We start from the raw sequence: 16,573 nt of genomic DNA, 5'->3' as shown, positions 1-16,573 counted from the left end.
AGTCATTTATATGGAAAGAGGTTATGTTAATAAAAACGGTATATATAAATGGGTTTAGAAATTATCATATGGCTGAAATAAACCTCAAAGAATCAACTTTGATTATTGGTGCCAACGATATCGGAAAAACTAATCTTCTTTACGCAATCCGCCTCCTGCTGGATAAAAGTCTGTCTGAATTGGATCTAGAGCCAAGAAGTAACGACTTTCACATAGATGAAGCAGGTAATCAGTCCAAAGAACTGGAAATTGTCATTTACTTTTCAGAGGTTCGGGAAGATGCTGTTATTTCAAGGCTTGGAGGATATATCAGTGAGGAAGAAGAACTCTATATAAAATATCACGCCTATCAGTCTGAAATGGATTACAGCATTAGCCTTAGCCATGACGGATTAAGCTACGAAGAAGTTCCCAATCGATTTTATTTAAAATATCTCAGCCTCAAATATATCAACTCCCAACGTGACCTCGAAAAGTATATTCGGTTGGAAAAAAAACATCTGCTAAGGCTGGCTCAAGATGTCCGAACTGAGGAGGAAAGTCAGCAAGACAATGAAGCGTTTCTCGTCCTAAATACACTACTGGCTGAAGTAAATGAAAAGGTAAGGGGAATCAGTTATGTGGCTTCTGCCACCACCGAGCTCAACACCGAATTGCGTAAGCTTTCGTACAACCATGAGCGACTAAAGGTGCAGCTGGATACTGGTGCGATAGGAGTGGACCAGTTCATTGAAAAACTGGAGCTCAGTGCTAGCAGCAACGGTAAAAAACTCATGCTTGGCGGTGACGGCTTCAATAACCAGATATTACTTGCATTGTGGAAAGCCAAGAGTGTTCGGGAACATGATGTCAATAGTGAGGTTGTCATCTATTGCATTGAGGAACCAGAGGCTCATCTTTTTCCTCATCAGCAAAGAAAACTGGCATCATACCTGACAGCAAATTTACCCGGTCAGTCAATCATTACTTCACATTCCCCTCAGATAGCCGTTAACTTCAGGCCTGATTCAGTTATTAGACTGTGTTCAAGTAAAGGAGCCACGACGGCAGCAAGTAAAGGTTGTTCTGACTGTATCAGTACCGCTTGGGATGAAATGGGTTATCGCATGAGCATCATTCCTGCGGAAGCCTTTTTTGCCAGCGCTGTGTTTTTGGTAGAAGGGCCTTCAGAGGTCATCTTTTATACTGAGTTGGCAAAAGCCCTAAATATCGACCTTGATCTCCTAAATATAAGCATTCTTTCCGTTGACGGCGTTCAGTTTGAAGTTTACAAGAAAATCTTAATGGCCCTGCACATTGGTTGGGTTGCTCGTACGGATAATGATGTGGCAAGAGTGCCGTACAGACAGGAATGGAGCTATGCGGGAATCAACCGAGCTCTTACTCTGTGTGGCCTGCATAAAGAAGGGCACGTCGCCAACAAAATAACATCCAGTGATCTCTTCAATGCCTGGGGAAGGGTTACTCCTCAAATAAATAAACAGGGGGTTTTTCTGTCAGTTACTGACCTAGAAGGCGATCTCGCCCATGACTTTACTGAGCATCTAATGGATTTCTCAGGTGCAGACGACATTAAGGGCGCTGCTAACTTTCTTCGGGAAAAGAAGGCCACCAGAATGCGCGCATTACTGAAGCAGAAAAGCCATTTTCTAACCGAGCTTGTTAACAAAGATATTGCTCGTCCGCTTTTCGCAGTACAAAAACTGGTAAGAGGTGAGTAATGAGACTGACGGCTGAACAACAGGATGCTGTCGAGTTTACAGGGAATCTTGTCATTACCGCATGTCCAGGTAGCGGTAAAACAACTATCCTGACATACAAAATCATCCAGGCGCTGAATGGCTGTGTGGAGCATCAGGGAGTGGTGTCTTTGTCATACACGAATAAATCCAGTGATGAACTCAAGGCCCGTTGCGCCATCATAAACAGGGATATTAAAGCCAGCTTCTTCGGCACAACAGATAAGTTTCTGCTTAAAGAAATAGTACTGCCGTTTGTTAAGCACGTTTGGCGCAGTCCTTCAGTCCAGCCAGATATTATTAAAGCTGACGAGCTATCACTAGATGAAAAAGAGATGCTTGCTCCATATCTAGTCCCTGGTAATTTCCCGAAAAATCAGACAAAATCTGGGATGTCCTCTCTGGAACAACTTTACGAACGGGGACTCATTGTTCTCGAAACGGTTCCTCTAATGGCTTTATACATAATGAATGAAGCTATCGCGTGTCGGCGTTATTTAACCGCCAGATACACGAGCATTTTTGTCGATGAATACCAAGATACCGGATTCTTCGCCCACGAGTTTTTCCGGCGCATCTCGACACTGGAAATTAAACTCACCGTAGTCGGGGATATCGACCAGTCCATCTATCTTTACGCCCATCGCAGTGCTGACGCCCTAAAGGATTTCATCCGCGATCCTGATTTCAGTCATAAACAAATCACCCTTAATCACCGATGTCATCCCTCGGTAATTAACTATGCTAACCGGCTAAGGGATCCTGACTGCGTGCTGCTTGAGAGCGACAGTATCCGGGTATATCACAAAAGAATAACAGGGGATCAGACAGATATCGCTACTTGGATTGATGCGCAAATCGCCGGTCTTAAACAACATTTGTCAATAGAGCACAATATGGGCATTGCCATCCTGGTCCGGAGTAATAAGTGTGCTGAGCTGATTTCAGACAGTCTGGCAGTCCCATCCAGGGCATATATCGATGATGCTCTGAGCAAGGCCGGAGACGTGGTATCAGGATTAATAAAAAAATTGCTGCAATATAGATACAGCGATAAAACCTTGGCTCAGCCGCTTCTGGATGAGTATCTTAGTCCTGTGACTAAACGGGCCGATGTTCTTCTGGCTCGTAAGCTCATCCGACAGGTGCGTTCTGCGACGGATGCTGGCCTTCTGGATGCGATCAACAGAGCAATTTTTGCTTTTACAGGCAAGGAACTTAACGATGTACACATAACCGGCATTACTGATGTGCTTACGGTTCCACGTGTTAGAAACAATTACTTACGCGTCCGGGAGGATGAAGTGCAAATCATGACGCTGCACAAATCTAAAGGACTTGAGTTCGACGTCGTCCTGCATCTGGATCTGTATGACTGGGTGTTACCCGCTCGAGAATTCATAGAAGGCAGCTGGGATGTTGTCTATCAGAACGAACAGCAGTGTCTCAATCTCCATTATGTTGGGGTTTCCCGAGCACGAAAAGCGGTCGTTCTGGTGCATTCGACGCGGCGCTTCAATAGTCGAGGGGATATAAAACCAGGAAGGGCTTCCCAGTTTCTTTCCAGACCGGGACTCGGAGGGTTATATAATGAACTTTAATACTATTTTCGCTTGCCAGGCATTAGATGACGATACTAATGAAAGGGTATTTATAAACGGTAATTTTAAAAAAAATTAATCTTACGAGCATTTTTACATTGAACAATACCAGCAGGTGGTTTCACCATCACTCGTCCCGGAATTTTGCCGCTTCGTATAGCTTCAACTTCCTGTTGATAGTTTTTTTGATGTCGAACTTTTTCTTCTTGAGCTGACATTTTGTTCACCGTTAGCTGAAGGAATAGGGCAGTTATGGCTTATAAATATACGTTTATCTGCCTGGATTGGCAAATATCAAGATGCCCAATAATCGCAAATAACGGTTAAAAATCGCCTTGCATCAACAAATCCAAGCATCTGTCCTGTGCAATCGTCTGGCATCAACATTTTTCTGAGTCAGAAAAGCTCGCGAAGCATTGCTAAAGTTGATTTTTTCATAAGTGATATCAACTTCTAACCCAAGAGCAGCAAGCACGAAAAATATGATAACCTATTGTTTTGTTGTGACAATATCATCAAAAAAATCAAAGAATAAAGTACTATGTTGACGCAGGACGATTGATTAGCCATGACTAATTTCAACGATCCACATTGTATGTCACGGCACGCAATGTATGGCGTGCAAAGCCGTAACTTCGTGTGGTAACATTTTTGTCGTGAACAGATGCAAGCAATACGTTCTTATGATGTTACCAGCATCCATAAGTCTCTATACGCCTGGCAGCCGCCAGGCGTATTCATGTCCTGGAGGCACAAATTGTCAAAATTTCCCATCCTTCTTTCGATGCTCTTTTGTTGATGCAAGACGATTCAGTGTTAATTTCCTGAAGCAGGCGAAAGGATTATCATCCTCTCATGATCTAACCTAAACAAATTCATTTCAACAGATAACGCTGTAAAATATCTAACCACCTCATTTATTTGAATTCACTAACTCTCTGAGAACATGAGGTGCGAGGAGACTTTCTATTGGGAATGTAGTGTTAATTTTTACCGCTTTGACTATTTCAATTAGTGATAATGTATTCAGCGCTAATTGCTGGCGCAAATCAAAAATTTCCAATTGGAGTTGTTTATTCCGGGTCAGTAGTGCTTGCCGGGTTTTACGATTTATGTATTGTTGTTTTTCTTTTGGCATCAAATTTAACGGATTGAGCTGCTGATCAACATAGGCAGCAATCAGTCGCTTCCGATCCAGACTGCTCAACGTGCTTAAACCTCCGTTGAGGATACCCTTTTCCTTAAGACGGGTATGCAAGGCTTTTGCGGAAATAGGGGACTTGTCAAAACCTTCAACTAGCATCAACTGAAGCTCGTGTTCAATCCGTGTGTCCAGTTCTTTTCCACGCATCAGAAGCTCTCCTGTTTCAGTTTTTTGTGTTCTAAAGCAAAAAGGTGTGCCAATGTCCTGATTTCTCCTGTGACTTTTATCTCACCGGACAGTACGTCATCCACAGATACCAGCCGCTGTACTTCGGCATGACTCTGCCATTGCGACTGAATCGTGTCCAGATATTGCAAACTTTGCTCAATGTTAGCCAGTTTCGATTCGTAACCAGGCTGGCTGCTTCCGATCTGAGTTAATTTTGAGCGCGATTGCAGGAGCGCCTGCTTTTTTGCAAAGATATTGGGAAATTCATCGATGCGGCCAGTCAGGGTGAAATGTTCGCAACAGATCATGCTCTGGCATTTCAGCCGGTAGGGGCATCCCCAAAGGTCAACTGCTCTCATACAAGAGCCGAATTTCAGTGGATATAGCACTGCATGTCTTTCCACCATTGCGACTGCTTGTTCTGGATCTTCATTGTTGCTGATTTCTGCAAAGGCTGCGGCAATATCCTCAAATAAGCCGTCAGAAAAAGACGCCTCGATATACCCAGCCACATCACTGCGATCATCAAAGGTGTGCAGATTGGCTTTTATGTTGTTATCAAGCGCCAAGCTATCGGTGACCACCATATGTCCGGTGTGTTTAACGATATCCAGCGGCGTCAAAGCTGAAGACGCATCAGGCCCAGAGACTAGTGCCTTGGATGTTGATCGGTAACCACTCAGCGACGCCGACTTTCTACGCTCAGCAAGTGCCAGATGTTGGTAATGACGATTTTGGGTAATATCCACGCGTCCCATTAGCATTGCCTGTAAGTGGTCGGAAACTTCCGCAATAGCGAGGAAGGTATTGATATTATGTCGGGGAATGTGGGTACGCATCTGCGTGGGGATACCATCATCTTCAAGCAATTTGTATTTACTGAACACCGACCCAGCAGGATCATAATTACCTAGAAATGTATTGATCAACCGGTTATCAAACGGTACAGGAACAGCCATTAATGACAGAGTACGCCTCAATGCCAACGAACCCTTGGCGTGTATGAATAGCAAGTCTTCATAGTTGATCGTATGATTTTTTCCGCCTTCGGCCCAGGCGTGAGTGCAGGGGGAACGAGTATCGTCCCCTCCGAATTCAGTTTTGAGGTATCCGCTTAGGTCTGCTTTAAAATAATAAATGGATTTGGTGTTTCTCGGTCCCGGAATTTCTTTGACAGGTAGAATGTTGCGCTTTGTCAACGCCTTGGTAGCCTTATCGCGCCGTCCAGCGCGGCCACGATTATTTGATGAGGTTTGGACGATATGCTCAACTACATTATCCAATTCGACTAATTCGCAGGGCTGGTTGCTGATGCCAATTGGCAGGTAATCGCTGAATGCTTTTCCCCGCAAAAAGATCAGATGATTCCGCATCGGTGCGGTTAGCTTTTTGACAGCGCTGAAAATGCTCTCAACGAGTGGTATAGCCAACGGTTCAACCCAGTGTGTACGCTCTCCTGCTCCTTTAACACCAACATAGCGTATGCCGAGGAAATAATCTGGTAGTCCCTTATCCTTAAGTCGTTTACTTGCTACTGAATCATCAATATGACGTTTGACTAACGCATCCTGCCGGAGGTTAAATGCTTCAACAGAACGAAAGCCGGTGATAACGAGTAACAACAAACAATTCAGAGCGATCTTCTCTGCAATACTTTCCACTCGATAGATTAAAGTGACAATATTCAAGAAACCACGAATAGTAATCAATGAGTCCTCACCATTCGTGGTCGTATCATCCAATTTATCCTGGTGTTTTAAGGAAATGGTTTCCCGAGCCTTACGAGTCAAATTCGTGTGATTGGTATATTGGATATCTGAAACGTATTGCAAACTCACTAAAGTAAACGCCTGATGATTGATCAGTTTTTGAAGGCTGACACAGCGGCCTTTATAATTGGCCGTATTTGAATCATTCGGTGTTGACGAGGCACTGAGAACATCCATTGCACGACGAATAACGTCTGTGGTTAAGTACACCGGGTGGGTTTGCCCTGTGATCTCCACCAACGCGTGGTAACAGCGTTTCAAAATCATCATTGTTGCTGTTGCTACAGCCGGAGATATGGTGCGGTTCCTTCCTCGGTATACAAGTACCAGCATGGACTTCATAAACTCTATATAGGCATCATCAATTGTTAGCATCCCTGTAATACCTTTAAAGTGACTTATTTCATCAAACCGTAACGAGCCTTTGCCGTTACCTCGTAACCAACCGCTGCCTTTAGCACCACATGGCCACACATAATCATCCCATGACGGGGAAAAGTCAGCTGCCAGATGTTGTTCAAACCAGGTTTTTTGTTCGGTAATGAATGTTTGAAATTGCTCAAAATTCTTTTTCATCTTTTGCCTCTTTTTTCTTATGAAAACGGCAGCGGGAAATAACAGACTGGATTTCAAATTGTGTTATTTCATGAATGGAAATGAGAGGGTTTCTCGCGTTACCAACACTATCTGAAATAACTATTAATTCATCGACTTCTTTGATTACACTATCCATAACTGCCTGATGGTCGCCGTCAGTAAAAGGGCGGTAATATAAGCAGCCATAGCAGCAGCGTACTTCACAGAAAGGGCACTCACAATCAGTTCTGGAACAGCCGCCTATATCATAATGCAATTGGTCGCCAACCACTCCTGCCACTCGGTAACCTTGCCACTCTTGAGCGGAGGTCAGTTGTCCTGTCAGCATCATGGCAACCATATTTTGCCAGACAGGATTAACCCCGAGCGCTTTGGCTCTAATCAATGCCAGCGCTGGTGTAGCTAAAATATAATGCTTTGCGGCCACCAATGAGGAATGTCCAAGTATATGGGCTATTTCCTCAGCGCTTACACCTTGCATGGCCAGAGAGTGACCAACGTTGTGCCGTAAATCAGTGGGTGTAATTATGGATTCGGCAGCCTCTCCGCGAATGATTGCTGCCTGATAATCTGGCGGACTAAAGTTAAGTATGGCGCGGTTGATAGCATTTGAAACAAATTCAGGTGCGGAGTAGCCCATCTCAAATAGTTTGTCGCATGGATCCATTTCAGTACGTTCGATATAATGCAGAATAAGTCCCCCGATTTCCGGTGGGATCGCCAAAAACAACTTTTCAGTGGTTATACGACGCTGCTTTGCGTAGGGCAGAAGAATGCTATAGCGAATTAGCCCGGTATCAAGACTGCGAGTATCAATACGGAAATCCCTTACTGCCAGTTTGGCAAGCTGTACTGGACGAGCGCCAGTGACATAGGTTAATCCAAGGACGGCAGCATCACGCAGAACTTTTAGCTGGTAAAGCCTACCCTTGCGTATGTTAGAACCCATTTCGAATAGGCCCTTACTGATCATGCTTTTCTCAAGTGGATCCAGGACATTGTCAATTTCTTGATAGATACCCCAGCAATTAGAATGCGGACGAGGGATGAATTCGAGTTCTTCGTAATTGTCGAGGGTGAAACCGGGGAATTCTTCGAAGCAGAGCACCTTTAGGCCAAAAATAATGAAGAAGAAATATGTGGAATGAATGCTATTACATTCAAGATAATTTTTTATGACCTGAAAGTTAAAAATTTGCTGATTATTACAGTGGTCAATAACATCTGACCATGCCTGATATACTCGATATAATGATGCTGGAGATCTAGTTGAAGCATAATGATACAATATGTACTTAAGTAATCCGTTGCTGTTTTTATCTTTTTTTAAGTGAATGTGCAAGCGGCAACCAGAGTAGTTAAAAATCCAGTCATTATCTTTTGACACTATATGCTTATCATCAAAGGCATCAGCCGATTTTAGATATATTTCAAATGGAATTTTAAGTTTATTTATTTTCTCAATTTGTTTAACGTCATAAAGACCATGCTCAGGCCCACCAATTTCCAACTGATTATTGTTCATGTATTTATCTCCGTAAATATCTGATCTGTAATCTCAAAAACATTATCTTCTGACATATCCATGATAATTCTGTTGATGTTGGCTAAATTCGCTCGTTCTGACAGAAAACGACGTGCGTAAAGATCTGGCATATTACTGTCGTGGCTCCACCCTCCTAGAATCCGTAGTTCATCCTTTGCTTCACTCATTAAACCAGCAATTGAGAAATCAACTCCAGAAAGCCGTGAATCATGTTTAATTTTATGATATTTCTCACAGTATATTCGTTGCAATGTCTGGTAAGCCCATGTGTGACGAGTGATATGAGGGGTGATGTTATCAACAGAATCGAAATAGTCTGCTCTTTTGTATTTTGAATATTTATCATCTAAAATTTTATCTATTCTAGTAAATAGACTATATACAGAGTGATAGGATAGTGGGGAGAATTTATTTTTAGTGGAAGTAAATAAAAAATCATGTTTGACTTTATGTCGTATTTTATTCATATAAACAATCAAATGCTGATAATCATGCCGTTCAAGTGCTAAAACACGACTTGCCCAAGTGTTCTTTAACGCTGGTAAACGTTTTCTAGGATCCATTACATCATCTTCGACAGAAGACACAATAATACTGAATTGATCTCCGCGAATATTTGTTTTAATTGAATTTATCTCCAGAAGTAGAACTTCACTAACACGCAAACCATAATTTAGAAGAAGCCTACAAATCAAATAATTACGAAACTGAATTTCACCGATAGGGAAGGGGTTAAGCTGGTTTATTCGGGAGCTTGAACTCGGTCGGATAACCTCGTAAAAAACTCTAACCATCTCAGCCGTTAAACTACGGAATTGTTTGTGAGAGTTCTTTATCTTACCAGTTTGAAACTCATCCCGGAGCATCGACACTCGATTTGTTAATCGAGAGGAAAGACGAGACAATTCCTTGGGAGACTCATCCATATACCGTGGCGAAATATAAGTATTAATCATATATGTGATAAAACGAATGACCGCATGCACATGCCTTACATTCGTACAACTGTGAGTCGCGGGTTTATGATGGTTTACGATCCTGAGTTTAGGAACATTAGAGTTTCCAAATTCCAAATAATGAAAAAAGGATTCAAGTTCTTCGATAGCAATCAGAGGGTTGTGTCCCGACTGGTGAAAACTGAAGCAGAAAGTTACTCCATATTTCTTAAACCAAAAATCATAGAAAAACTTTAGCGACTGGAGTGCAGTTGCCTGAGTGGACGCAGAACGCAAAAACAGGCGATCTATAAGAAATCTAAGTGGAAACAAGAGTGGCAAGCTTGTTTCTGAATCGACCAACACCCACAGTCTCTGGTGCGGCACAACATTGAGTTGAGTGACTACAAACACCATAAATCCCTCATTAAAAGTATGGATATGAAGAAAATAACTCTTAAACATAACATCAAGCAAGAGAAAGGTGAGGGTTACTGTAACTTCATGATTCTAGGTAACCATGGAGCATTCATGAACTAAGTGTCCATTAAACAAGATTTAACATAATATACATTATGCGCACCAACGTAGCGGTACATTGAATCTGATGTTTATCCGCGGTTCATCCTCTGCTGTTCACTGATGGCGTCTGAAGCTCTCTCTCCACTGATGAAATTCACAGCTAAGGCTTGGTGTGACTGGCTGAACACTCAGCGCCAGTAAGTGCCAACCGAAGATGGTGTTCAATAAACGCCGTCTTGAAAGCACTGTAACGATGAACATCGTTGCCACTTGCCAGCACCGCAGCACGTTTTATTTCGGCATACTTTTCTGCTGCGTCCTTGTTGTTGATCAGATAATCCCGGAACGCCAGATGCTTTATGATTTGGCTGTCGCCTACAGCAAAAGCATGAACCTGATGACTGCGTTGATCGCCACCTTTAGTGAAATATCGACGATTGGGGATGCCATTTTCACCACGGGCTGTGTAGCCATTGAGCTTCATTGCAGCATTGGCGTTATCCAGTTCTATCAGCCCATTCACCTCTAACAATATGTCTATGACGGGTTTTGCTGCCAGCTCGGGTACTGACGTGCTGCCAATGTGGTGAATGCGGAAAATAATATTGCCCAGGGTGGCCAGTAATAGCGCGCTTTCTGCCTCGAATAGATCGGGCCACCGCTTGTCGTAAGCGGTCACAGTCACGGTCCGCATGAGTACCCTCCTCCTTTTGCTCTGTGTAATGACCTTAGCACTTAGATTAATACGGGATCTATGCTACAACTTTTCAGATTGTTCAGTGACCGATGCTTTTCATTTCATCTTTGCATTATCGTGCACCACTTTTAAAGGGAATATTTCCATGTTTCACCTGATCTTCAGCATACCGAGTTGGTATGTTATCGCCCGTTTTCTTATCCCGCTTTCCATGCCCATTGCTCTAAAAATCCTGTTATCGCTGCTGGTGCTGCTGGCTTCTCAGTATCTGTTGGTTAGCCGGTTCACCTCTGGCAGCATTTTTGCGCCTGAAATGCCGCGCATGGTGATTATTCTCTTTAACTGGGCGTTCAGTGCGGTGCTGTTCCTCGCGCTCACGCAGTTGGTGATTGATGTGGTCGCACTGATTTCACTGATTGTCAGGCACCCGCTTGAGATTGCGCCTGGCATTCGTTACCTGGCTGCACTGTTTGCCATGGGTCTGGCTACGTATGGCGTTCAACAGGCCACCCGCGTTCCCGCGCTGAAAGATGTCACTCTTGAGGTCGCCAATTTGCCGCAGGCATTTGAAGGTTATCAACTGCTCCAGCTCACCGATTTGCACATCACCCGGCTTTTCAATGCCAGCTGGACGGCGTCCATGGTGAAACAGGCAATGTCGCTGAATGTGGACCTGATCGTCATCACCGGTGATGTTATTGATGGCACGCTGGAAAACCGCCGTAACGATGTCGAACCGCTGCGCGGTTTGCATGCCCCGGATGGCGTACTGACCATCACCGGCAACCACGAATACTTCTTCGAACAACAGGCGTGGACGGAGCATCTGGCTTCCTTAGGGTTAGATCCCCTGCTCAACCGCCACAAGGTGATCGCACGCGGAGAGGCAAAACTGGTGATCGCCGGCCTGACCGATGCATCAGCCACCGCGCGAGGTGCCGATGGCCCGGATCTCACCAAAGCGTTAGCAGGCGCACCGGAAAACGCACCGATTGTGTTACTCGATCATCAGCCCAAAAATGCGCGTGAAAATGCCACACAGGGCGTCGATATCCAGCTTTCAGGCCATACGCACGGTGGCTTAATCTGGGGATTCGATCGGCTGTTTGCCAAACCCAATAATGGTTTTGTTTCAGGCCGTTATGATGTGGATGGCATGCAACTGTACGTGAATAACGGTACCGGGCTCTGGCCAGGTATGGCGGTAAGAGTAGGACGCCCATCGGAACTGACCCGCATCACCTTGACGCGTAAGAAGTAAAACCAGCACCCCGCTCATACCCTGAAAAAGGGAGAGCGGGAACGCCTGACGTCAGCGCAGTATTCCCCACTGGAATAAGATATTTCTATAGTTTTTTCTCCAGTTAACACCTTGAAACATTATGGTTTTACGATACAAAAAATGCCTGATAACAGAGTAGAGTAACGGGTCTGGTTGTTAATAAATTGATGGATGAATGTAATAAATGAAAGGAATGCCGCCAATTATTCTTGCCCTGCTTGCTGGCTCACTGGTGCTGACAATTGGCCGTGGGGTCACGCTGCCCTTTCTGACTATTTACCTCACCGAGCACTATAATCTGCTGCCCAAAAGTGTCGGCATCATTATGGGAGCAAGCCTTGCTATCGGTATTTTCAGCAGTCTCTACGGTGGCTACCTGGTCGATAAATTCAGCCACCGCTTGTTAATTGGTGTCTCTATCAGTTTGTTCGCCCTCAGTTTTTTCTTGCTTCCGCTACTGCCAGAGGTCGGCAGTGTGGTCGTGGTAATCGCCCTGCTCAACGCATCCTATGCGCTACTGAGCATCACCATCAAAGCCTGCATTGCCGCGTGGCTTCCCGTCGAGAAACGTGTCAAAGCATTCTCGATGAACTACACGCTGATCAATGTGGGCTGGGCCGTTGGCTCTTCATTAGGTGTCTGGCTGGCGGGGTTTGACCCAACGCTACCGTTTATGATTTCGGGCACTCTGGCGCTGGTCACGGTTATTGCGCTGATGGTGGGATTACGCAATATCCCCAACAGCCCTGCGCGTAACGATGTTGAGCTGAAACCACTGGAAAAACCCGACTTACGCCAGACTTTATCCATCTTGATGCGTGATCGCTGCCTGATCTATTTCACGCTGGGCAGCACCTTCGGTGCGATTGTTTTTGGTCAGTTCACCGGATATCTGTCGCAATACCTGATTATTATCGCGGATGCCGCTTACGCCTATAAAGTGATTGGCGCCATTATGATCACCAACGCGGTGATTGTTATTGCCTTTCAGTACGTGATGAGCAGCCGCATGAAACAGGACAACCTGCTGAGATGGTTATTTTTCGGCACGTTATTCTTTATCCTCGGCCTGGCCGGCTTTATGCTCGCGGGGCCTTCGATACTGCTCTGGATGATAGCGATGGTGATTTTCAGTTTCGGCGAGCTGATTGTGATCCCCGTGGAATATATGTTCATCGATTTCATCGCGCCCGATAATATGAAAGGCAGTTACTACGGTGTACAAAATCTGAGCAATATCGGCGGTGCCGTTAACCCCGTACTGTGTGGATTCTTACTCAGCTATACCCCTCCACCGGTCATGTTTATTGCTCTGATAGGCTTCTCCGCAGCCGGGTTGTTGTTCTTCCGCCATGGGCATCGGTTGGCGATGAAAAGAACGATGGCCTGAGTCTCAATCTATTTTATACGCACCTATTTCACTGGCTGAGATACCCAGCAGCATATAAGAATATAAATAGTGAGTTTCACCCTCTTTAGATCAAAGAAGCTTTGATGGGCTCTGATTATGATCTCGCGCCCTGCCAGGGAGTGCTGGCGAGGGTTGAACCCTTTCAACATCTTAATCAATATTTCTGGGGATTTATGGGCACCGTTAAGTTAGCTAATCCGGCTCCGCTGGGCCTGATGGGTTTTGGCATGACCACCATTTTGCTGAACCTGCATAATATAGGTTTTTTCCCAATGGATGTTATTATCCTGGCAATGGGCATCTTTTATGGCGGCATCGCGCAAATATTCGCGGGTCTGCTGGAATATAAAAAAGGGAACACCTTCGGTTTAACCGCATTTACCTCTTACGGTTGCTTCTGGCTGACGCTGGTAGCGATTTTGCTGATGCCGAAAATGGGTCTGACAGAGGCAGCAAACGGGCATTTCCTCGGGGCGTATCTGGGTCTGTGGGGCGTGTTTACGTTATTCATGTTCTTCGGCACCCTGGCAGGCAACCGCGCACTTCAATGTGTGTTCTTCAGCCTGACCGTGCTGTTCGCCCTGCTGGCGATTGGCCATCTGGTGGATAACCCGGCGATCATTCACGTTGCTGGCTGGATTGGTGTTGTCTGCGGAGGCAGCGCGTTTTATCTGGCGATGGCTGAAGTGCTGAATGAGCAGTTCGGTCGCAGCATCCTGCCTGTGGGTGAAAAACACTAACTTACCGTTGTGGCCACCGCCAGCGTGGCCACTCAGCCCCTTTGTTAGCCACGTACTTATTCTCTATCACATTAATAGGGTTATCCAGATGTACCCCCACCTCAGAATGCACTATTTTAAAACCACACAATAAAAAGGTGGATAGAGAAATGAGCCAATCGTCGGAAAACCCAAATGCTTCAGCCGCGCAGTGTCCTTTCCACGCGGGAGCCGCCAAACCCATTGCAGGCAGTGGCACCAGTAGCAATGACTGGTGGCCAAAACAGCTAAGAGTCGATCTTCTGAGCCAGCATTCCAACCGTTCCAATCCCCTCGGCGTTGATTTTAACTATCGTGAAGAATTCAAGAAGCTTGATTACCCTGCCCTTAAAGCCGATCTCAAAGCATTACTGACCGATTCTCAGCCGTGGTGGCCCGCTGACTGGGGTAATTATGCCGGGCTGTTTATTCGTATGGCCTGGCACAGTGCTGGCACCTACCGCATGGTGGATGGTCGTGGCGGTGCCGGGCGCGGTCAGCAGCGTTTCGCCCCGCTCAACTCCTGGCCGGATAACGTCAGTCTGGATAAAGCACGACGTCTGCTGTGGCCGGTGAAGCAAAAATACGGTCAACAGATCTCCTGGGCTGACCTGATTATTCTGGCGGGGAATGTGGCACTGGAAAACTCCGGTTTCCAGACGATTGGCTTTGCGGCGGGCCGCCAGGATGTCTGGGAACCCGATCTGGACGTGAACTGGGGCGATGAAAAAGAATGGCTGACGCACCGTCACCCGGAAAGTCTCGCCAGCAATCCTCTGTCTGCCACTGAAATGGGGCTGATTTACGTTAACCCTGAAGGCCCGAACGCCAGCGGCGACCCGGCCTCGGCAGCGGCGGCCATCAGGGCAACCTTCGGCAATATGGCGATGGATGACGAAGAGATCGTTGCCCTGATTGCCGGTGGCCATACGCTGGGCAAAACCCACGGCGCGGGCGAAGCGACCCACGTTGGCGCTGAACCTGAAGCGGCATCGCTTGAGCAGCAGGGACTTGGCTGGGTCAGTACTCACGGTTCGGGCATCGGCGCGGACAGCATCACCTCAGGTCTGGAAGTGATCTGGAGCCAGACGCCAATGCACTGGAGCCATTACTTTTTCGAGAACCTGTTCAAATATGAGTGGGTGCAGACCCGCAGCCCGGCAGGCGCGATCCAGTTTGAAGCTAAAGATGCGGAAGACCTGATCCCCGATCCGTTTGATGCAACGAAAAAACGTAAACCGACGATGCTGGTAACCGACCTGACGTTACGTTTTGACCCTGAGTTTGAGAAAATCTCACGTCGTTTCCTGAACGATCACAATGCGTTCAATGACGCCTTCGCCCGCGCCTGGTTCAAACTGACCCACCGCGATCTGGGGCCGAAAAGTATCTATCTGGGGCCTGAAATCCCGGCGGAAGATTTTATCTGGCAGGATCCGTTGCCTGCTGCGGTGCATCACCCGGTGCCTGCGGATATTGCCGCGGTGAAAAAGCGGATTGCGGACTCCTCTCTTTCGGTGAGTGAGCTGGTATCAGTGGCGTGGGCCTCTGCTTCCACCTTCCGCGGTGGCGATAAACGCGGTGGTGCCAACGGTGCGCGTCTGGCCCTTGAGCCGCAACGTCACTGGGAAGTTAACCGTATCGCCAGTCGTGTGCTACCTCAGCTTGAGGCGATTCAACAGCAGTCAGGGAAGCTCTCTCTCGCCGACACGATTGTTCTGGCAGGTACAGTGGGCGTTGAAAAAGCGGCCGCAGCTGCGGGCGTCCTGATTGATGTGCCCTTCTTACCTGGCCGGGTGGATGCGCGCATTGAGCAAACGGATGTGGCTTCCTTTGCGGTACTTGAACCGGTTGCTGACGGTTTCCGTAACTACAAAAGTGGCAGAAGCAGTGCATCGACAGAAAATATGCTGATCGACAAAGCGCAGCAACTTACGCTGACCGCACCTGAGTTGACGGTGTTAATCGGTGGGCTGCGTGTTATCGGGGCGAACGTCGATAACACCCCGCACGGTGTGTTTACCGACCGGGTGGGTGTGCTCAGCAATGATTTCTTTGTCAATCTGTTAGATATGGGCACCGTCTGGCGCGCAAGTGATGACGCTAAAGAACACTATGAAGGGCATGATCGTACCACTGGTCAGCTGAAATACACCGCAACACGTGCAGACCTGGTGTTTGGTTCCAACGCAATACTGCGTTCACTGGCGGAAGTGTATGCCAGCGACAGTTACCAGCATCAGTTTGTGCTCGATTTCGTCGCTGCCTGGACGAAAGTCATGAATCTCGATCGTTTCGACGTTCAGTAATTCCTGCGGGTAAGCGGATCCATGCCGCTTACCCT

At 46.4% G+C, this 16,573-nt stretch carries 12 protein-coding genes; 6 read left to right on the top strand and 6 right to left on the bottom strand.

Translation table 11 applies throughout. The features are described 5' to 3' along the window. Positions 1-23: 23 nt before the first annotated feature. A complete protein-coding gene (locus LJN55_RS11605) occupies positions 24-1,721 on the top strand; it encodes an ATP-dependent nuclease (protein WP_227536303.1) in 1,698 nt (565 codons plus the stop codon). Beyond that, positions 1,721-3,340, top strand: a complete 1,620-nt coding sequence (locus tag LJN55_RS11600; RefSeq protein WP_227536302.1) for a UvrD-helicase domain-containing protein — start codon at positions 1,721-1,723, stop codon at positions 3,338-3,340. The genes LJN55_RS11605 and LJN55_RS11600 overlap by 1 nt, the downstream gene beginning before the upstream one ends. 65 nt (positions 3,341-3,405) lie before the next feature. On the opposite strand, the gene LJN55_RS11595 is transcribed toward LJN55_RS11600, so the two are convergent. The 6 genes from LJN55_RS11595 to LJN55_RS11570 all read right to left on the bottom strand — a co-directional run bounded on the left by LJN55_RS11595 (position 3,406) and on the right by LJN55_RS11570 (position 10,775). Further along, complete coding sequence (locus tag LJN55_RS11595; RefSeq protein ID WP_227536301.1) at positions 3,406-3,558, bottom strand: hypothetical protein; 153 nt, start codon at positions 3,556-3,558, stop codon at positions 3,406-3,408. A 695-nt stretch (positions 3,559-4,253) separates the two neighbouring features. Next, a complete protein-coding gene (locus tag LJN55_RS11590; RefSeq protein WP_182320694.1) occupies positions 4,254-4,691 on the bottom strand; it encodes a hypothetical protein in 438 nt (145 codons plus the stop codon). Then, positions 4,691-7,057 carry a hypothetical protein gene (locus LJN55_RS11585; RefSeq protein WP_227536300.1) on the bottom strand — a complete coding sequence of 789 codons (2,367 nt, stop codon included), beginning with the start codon at positions 7,055-7,057 and terminating at the stop codon, positions 4,691-4,693. The genes LJN55_RS11590 and LJN55_RS11585 overlap by 1 nt, the downstream gene beginning before the upstream one ends. Next, positions 7,041-8,603: a site-specific integrase gene (locus LJN55_RS11580; protein WP_227536299.1), complete on the bottom strand. Its 1,563-nt coding sequence runs from the start codon at positions 8,601-8,603 to the stop codon at positions 7,041-7,043. Before LJN55_RS11580 ends, LJN55_RS11585 begins: the two co-directional genes overlap by 17 nt. Beyond that, the gene (locus LJN55_RS11575) at positions 8,600-9,973 is read right to left on the bottom strand and encodes a site-specific integrase (RefSeq protein WP_227536382.1); all 1,374 of its coding nucleotides are present in this window, start codon (positions 9,971-9,973) and stop codon (positions 8,600-8,602) included. The genes LJN55_RS11580 and LJN55_RS11575 overlap by 4 nt, the downstream gene beginning before the upstream one ends. A gap of 268 nt (positions 9,974-10,241) precedes the next feature. After that, complete coding sequence (locus tag LJN55_RS11570) at positions 10,242-10,775, bottom strand: GrpB family protein (protein ID WP_227536298.1); 534 nt, start codon at positions 10,773-10,775, stop codon at positions 10,242-10,244. 148 nt (positions 10,776-10,923) lie between these two features. Here LJN55_RS11570 and LJN55_RS11565 point away from each other — a divergent pair, with 148 nt between their 5' ends. The 4 genes from LJN55_RS11565 to katG all read left to right on the top strand — a co-directional run bounded on the left by LJN55_RS11565 (position 10,924) and on the right by katG (position 16,538). After that, entirely contained in the window at positions 10,924-12,039 is a 1,116-nt protein-coding gene (locus LJN55_RS11565) for a metallophosphoesterase (RefSeq protein ID WP_227536297.1), read from the top strand. 205 nt (positions 12,040-12,244) lie between these two features. Further along, positions 12,245-13,450, top strand: coding sequence for an MFS transporter (locus LJN55_RS11560; protein WP_227536296.1), 1,206 nt, complete (start codon positions 12,245-12,247; stop codon positions 13,448-13,450). Positions 13,451-13,644: 194 nt separating this feature from the next. Further along, the gene (gene satP, locus LJN55_RS11555; protein WP_227536381.1) at positions 13,645-14,211 is read left to right on the top strand and encodes an acetate uptake transporter; all 567 of its coding nucleotides are present in this window, start codon (positions 13,645-13,647) and stop codon (positions 14,209-14,211) included. Between the two features lie 149 nt (positions 14,212-14,360). Beyond that, positions 14,361-16,538 (top strand): catalase/peroxidase HPI, encoded by a 2,178-nt coding sequence (gene katG, locus LJN55_RS11550; RefSeq protein WP_167863955.1) that lies wholly within the window; start codon positions 14,361-14,363, stop codon positions 16,536-16,538. Positions 16,539-16,573 lie beyond the last annotated feature (35 nt).

Origin of the sequence: Erwinia rhapontici, assembly GCF_020683125.1 — a bacterium.
GTDB lineage: Bacteria > Pseudomonadota > Gammaproteobacteria > Enterobacterales > Enterobacteriaceae > Erwinia > Erwinia rhapontici.
Note: the sequence above shows the minus strand (reverse complement) of the source record. Positions and strands in the feature narration are given on the sequence as shown.

What these genes read in the sequence shown, in the direction of transcription:
- LJN55_RS11605 (WP_227536303.1), top strand. Translation starts at nt 24, where the DNA reads ATGTTAATAAAAACGGTATATATAAATGGGTTTAGAAATTATCATATG.
- LJN55_RS11600 (WP_227536302.1), top strand. Translation starts at nt 1,721, where the DNA reads ATGAGACTGACGGCTGAACAACAGGATGCTGTCGAGTTTACAGGGAAT.
- LJN55_RS11595 (WP_227536301.1), bottom strand. Translation starts at nt 3,558, where the DNA reads ATGTCAGCTCAAGAAGAAAAAGTTCGACATCAAAAAAACTATCAACAG.
- LJN55_RS11590 (WP_182320694.1), bottom strand. Translation starts at nt 4,691, where the DNA reads ATGCGTGGAAAAGAACTGGACACACGGATTGAACACGAGCTTCAGTTG.
- LJN55_RS11585 (WP_227536300.1), bottom strand. Translation starts at nt 7,057, where the DNA reads ATGAAAAAGAATTTTGAGCAATTTCAAACATTCATTACCGAACAAAAA.
- LJN55_RS11580 (WP_227536299.1), bottom strand. Translation starts at nt 8,603, where the DNA reads ATGAACAATAATCAGTTGGAAATTGGTGGGCCTGAGCATGGTCTTTAT.
- LJN55_RS11570 (WP_227536298.1), bottom strand. Translation starts at nt 10,775, where the DNA reads ATGCGGACCGTGACTGTGACCGCTTACGACAAGCGGTGGCCCGATCTA.
- LJN55_RS11565 (WP_227536297.1), top strand. Translation starts at nt 10,924, where the DNA reads ATGTTTCACCTGATCTTCAGCATACCGAGTTGGTATGTTATCGCCCGT.
- LJN55_RS11560 (WP_227536296.1), top strand. Translation starts at nt 12,245, where the DNA reads ATGAAAGGAATGCCGCCAATTATTCTTGCCCTGCTTGCTGGCTCACTG.
- satP (WP_227536381.1), top strand. Translation starts at nt 13,645, where the DNA reads ATGGGCACCGTTAAGTTAGCTAATCCGGCTCCGCTGGGCCTGATGGGT.
- katG (WP_167863955.1), top strand. Translation starts at nt 14,361, where the DNA reads ATGAGCCAATCGTCGGAAAACCCAAATGCTTCAGCCGCGCAGTGTCCT.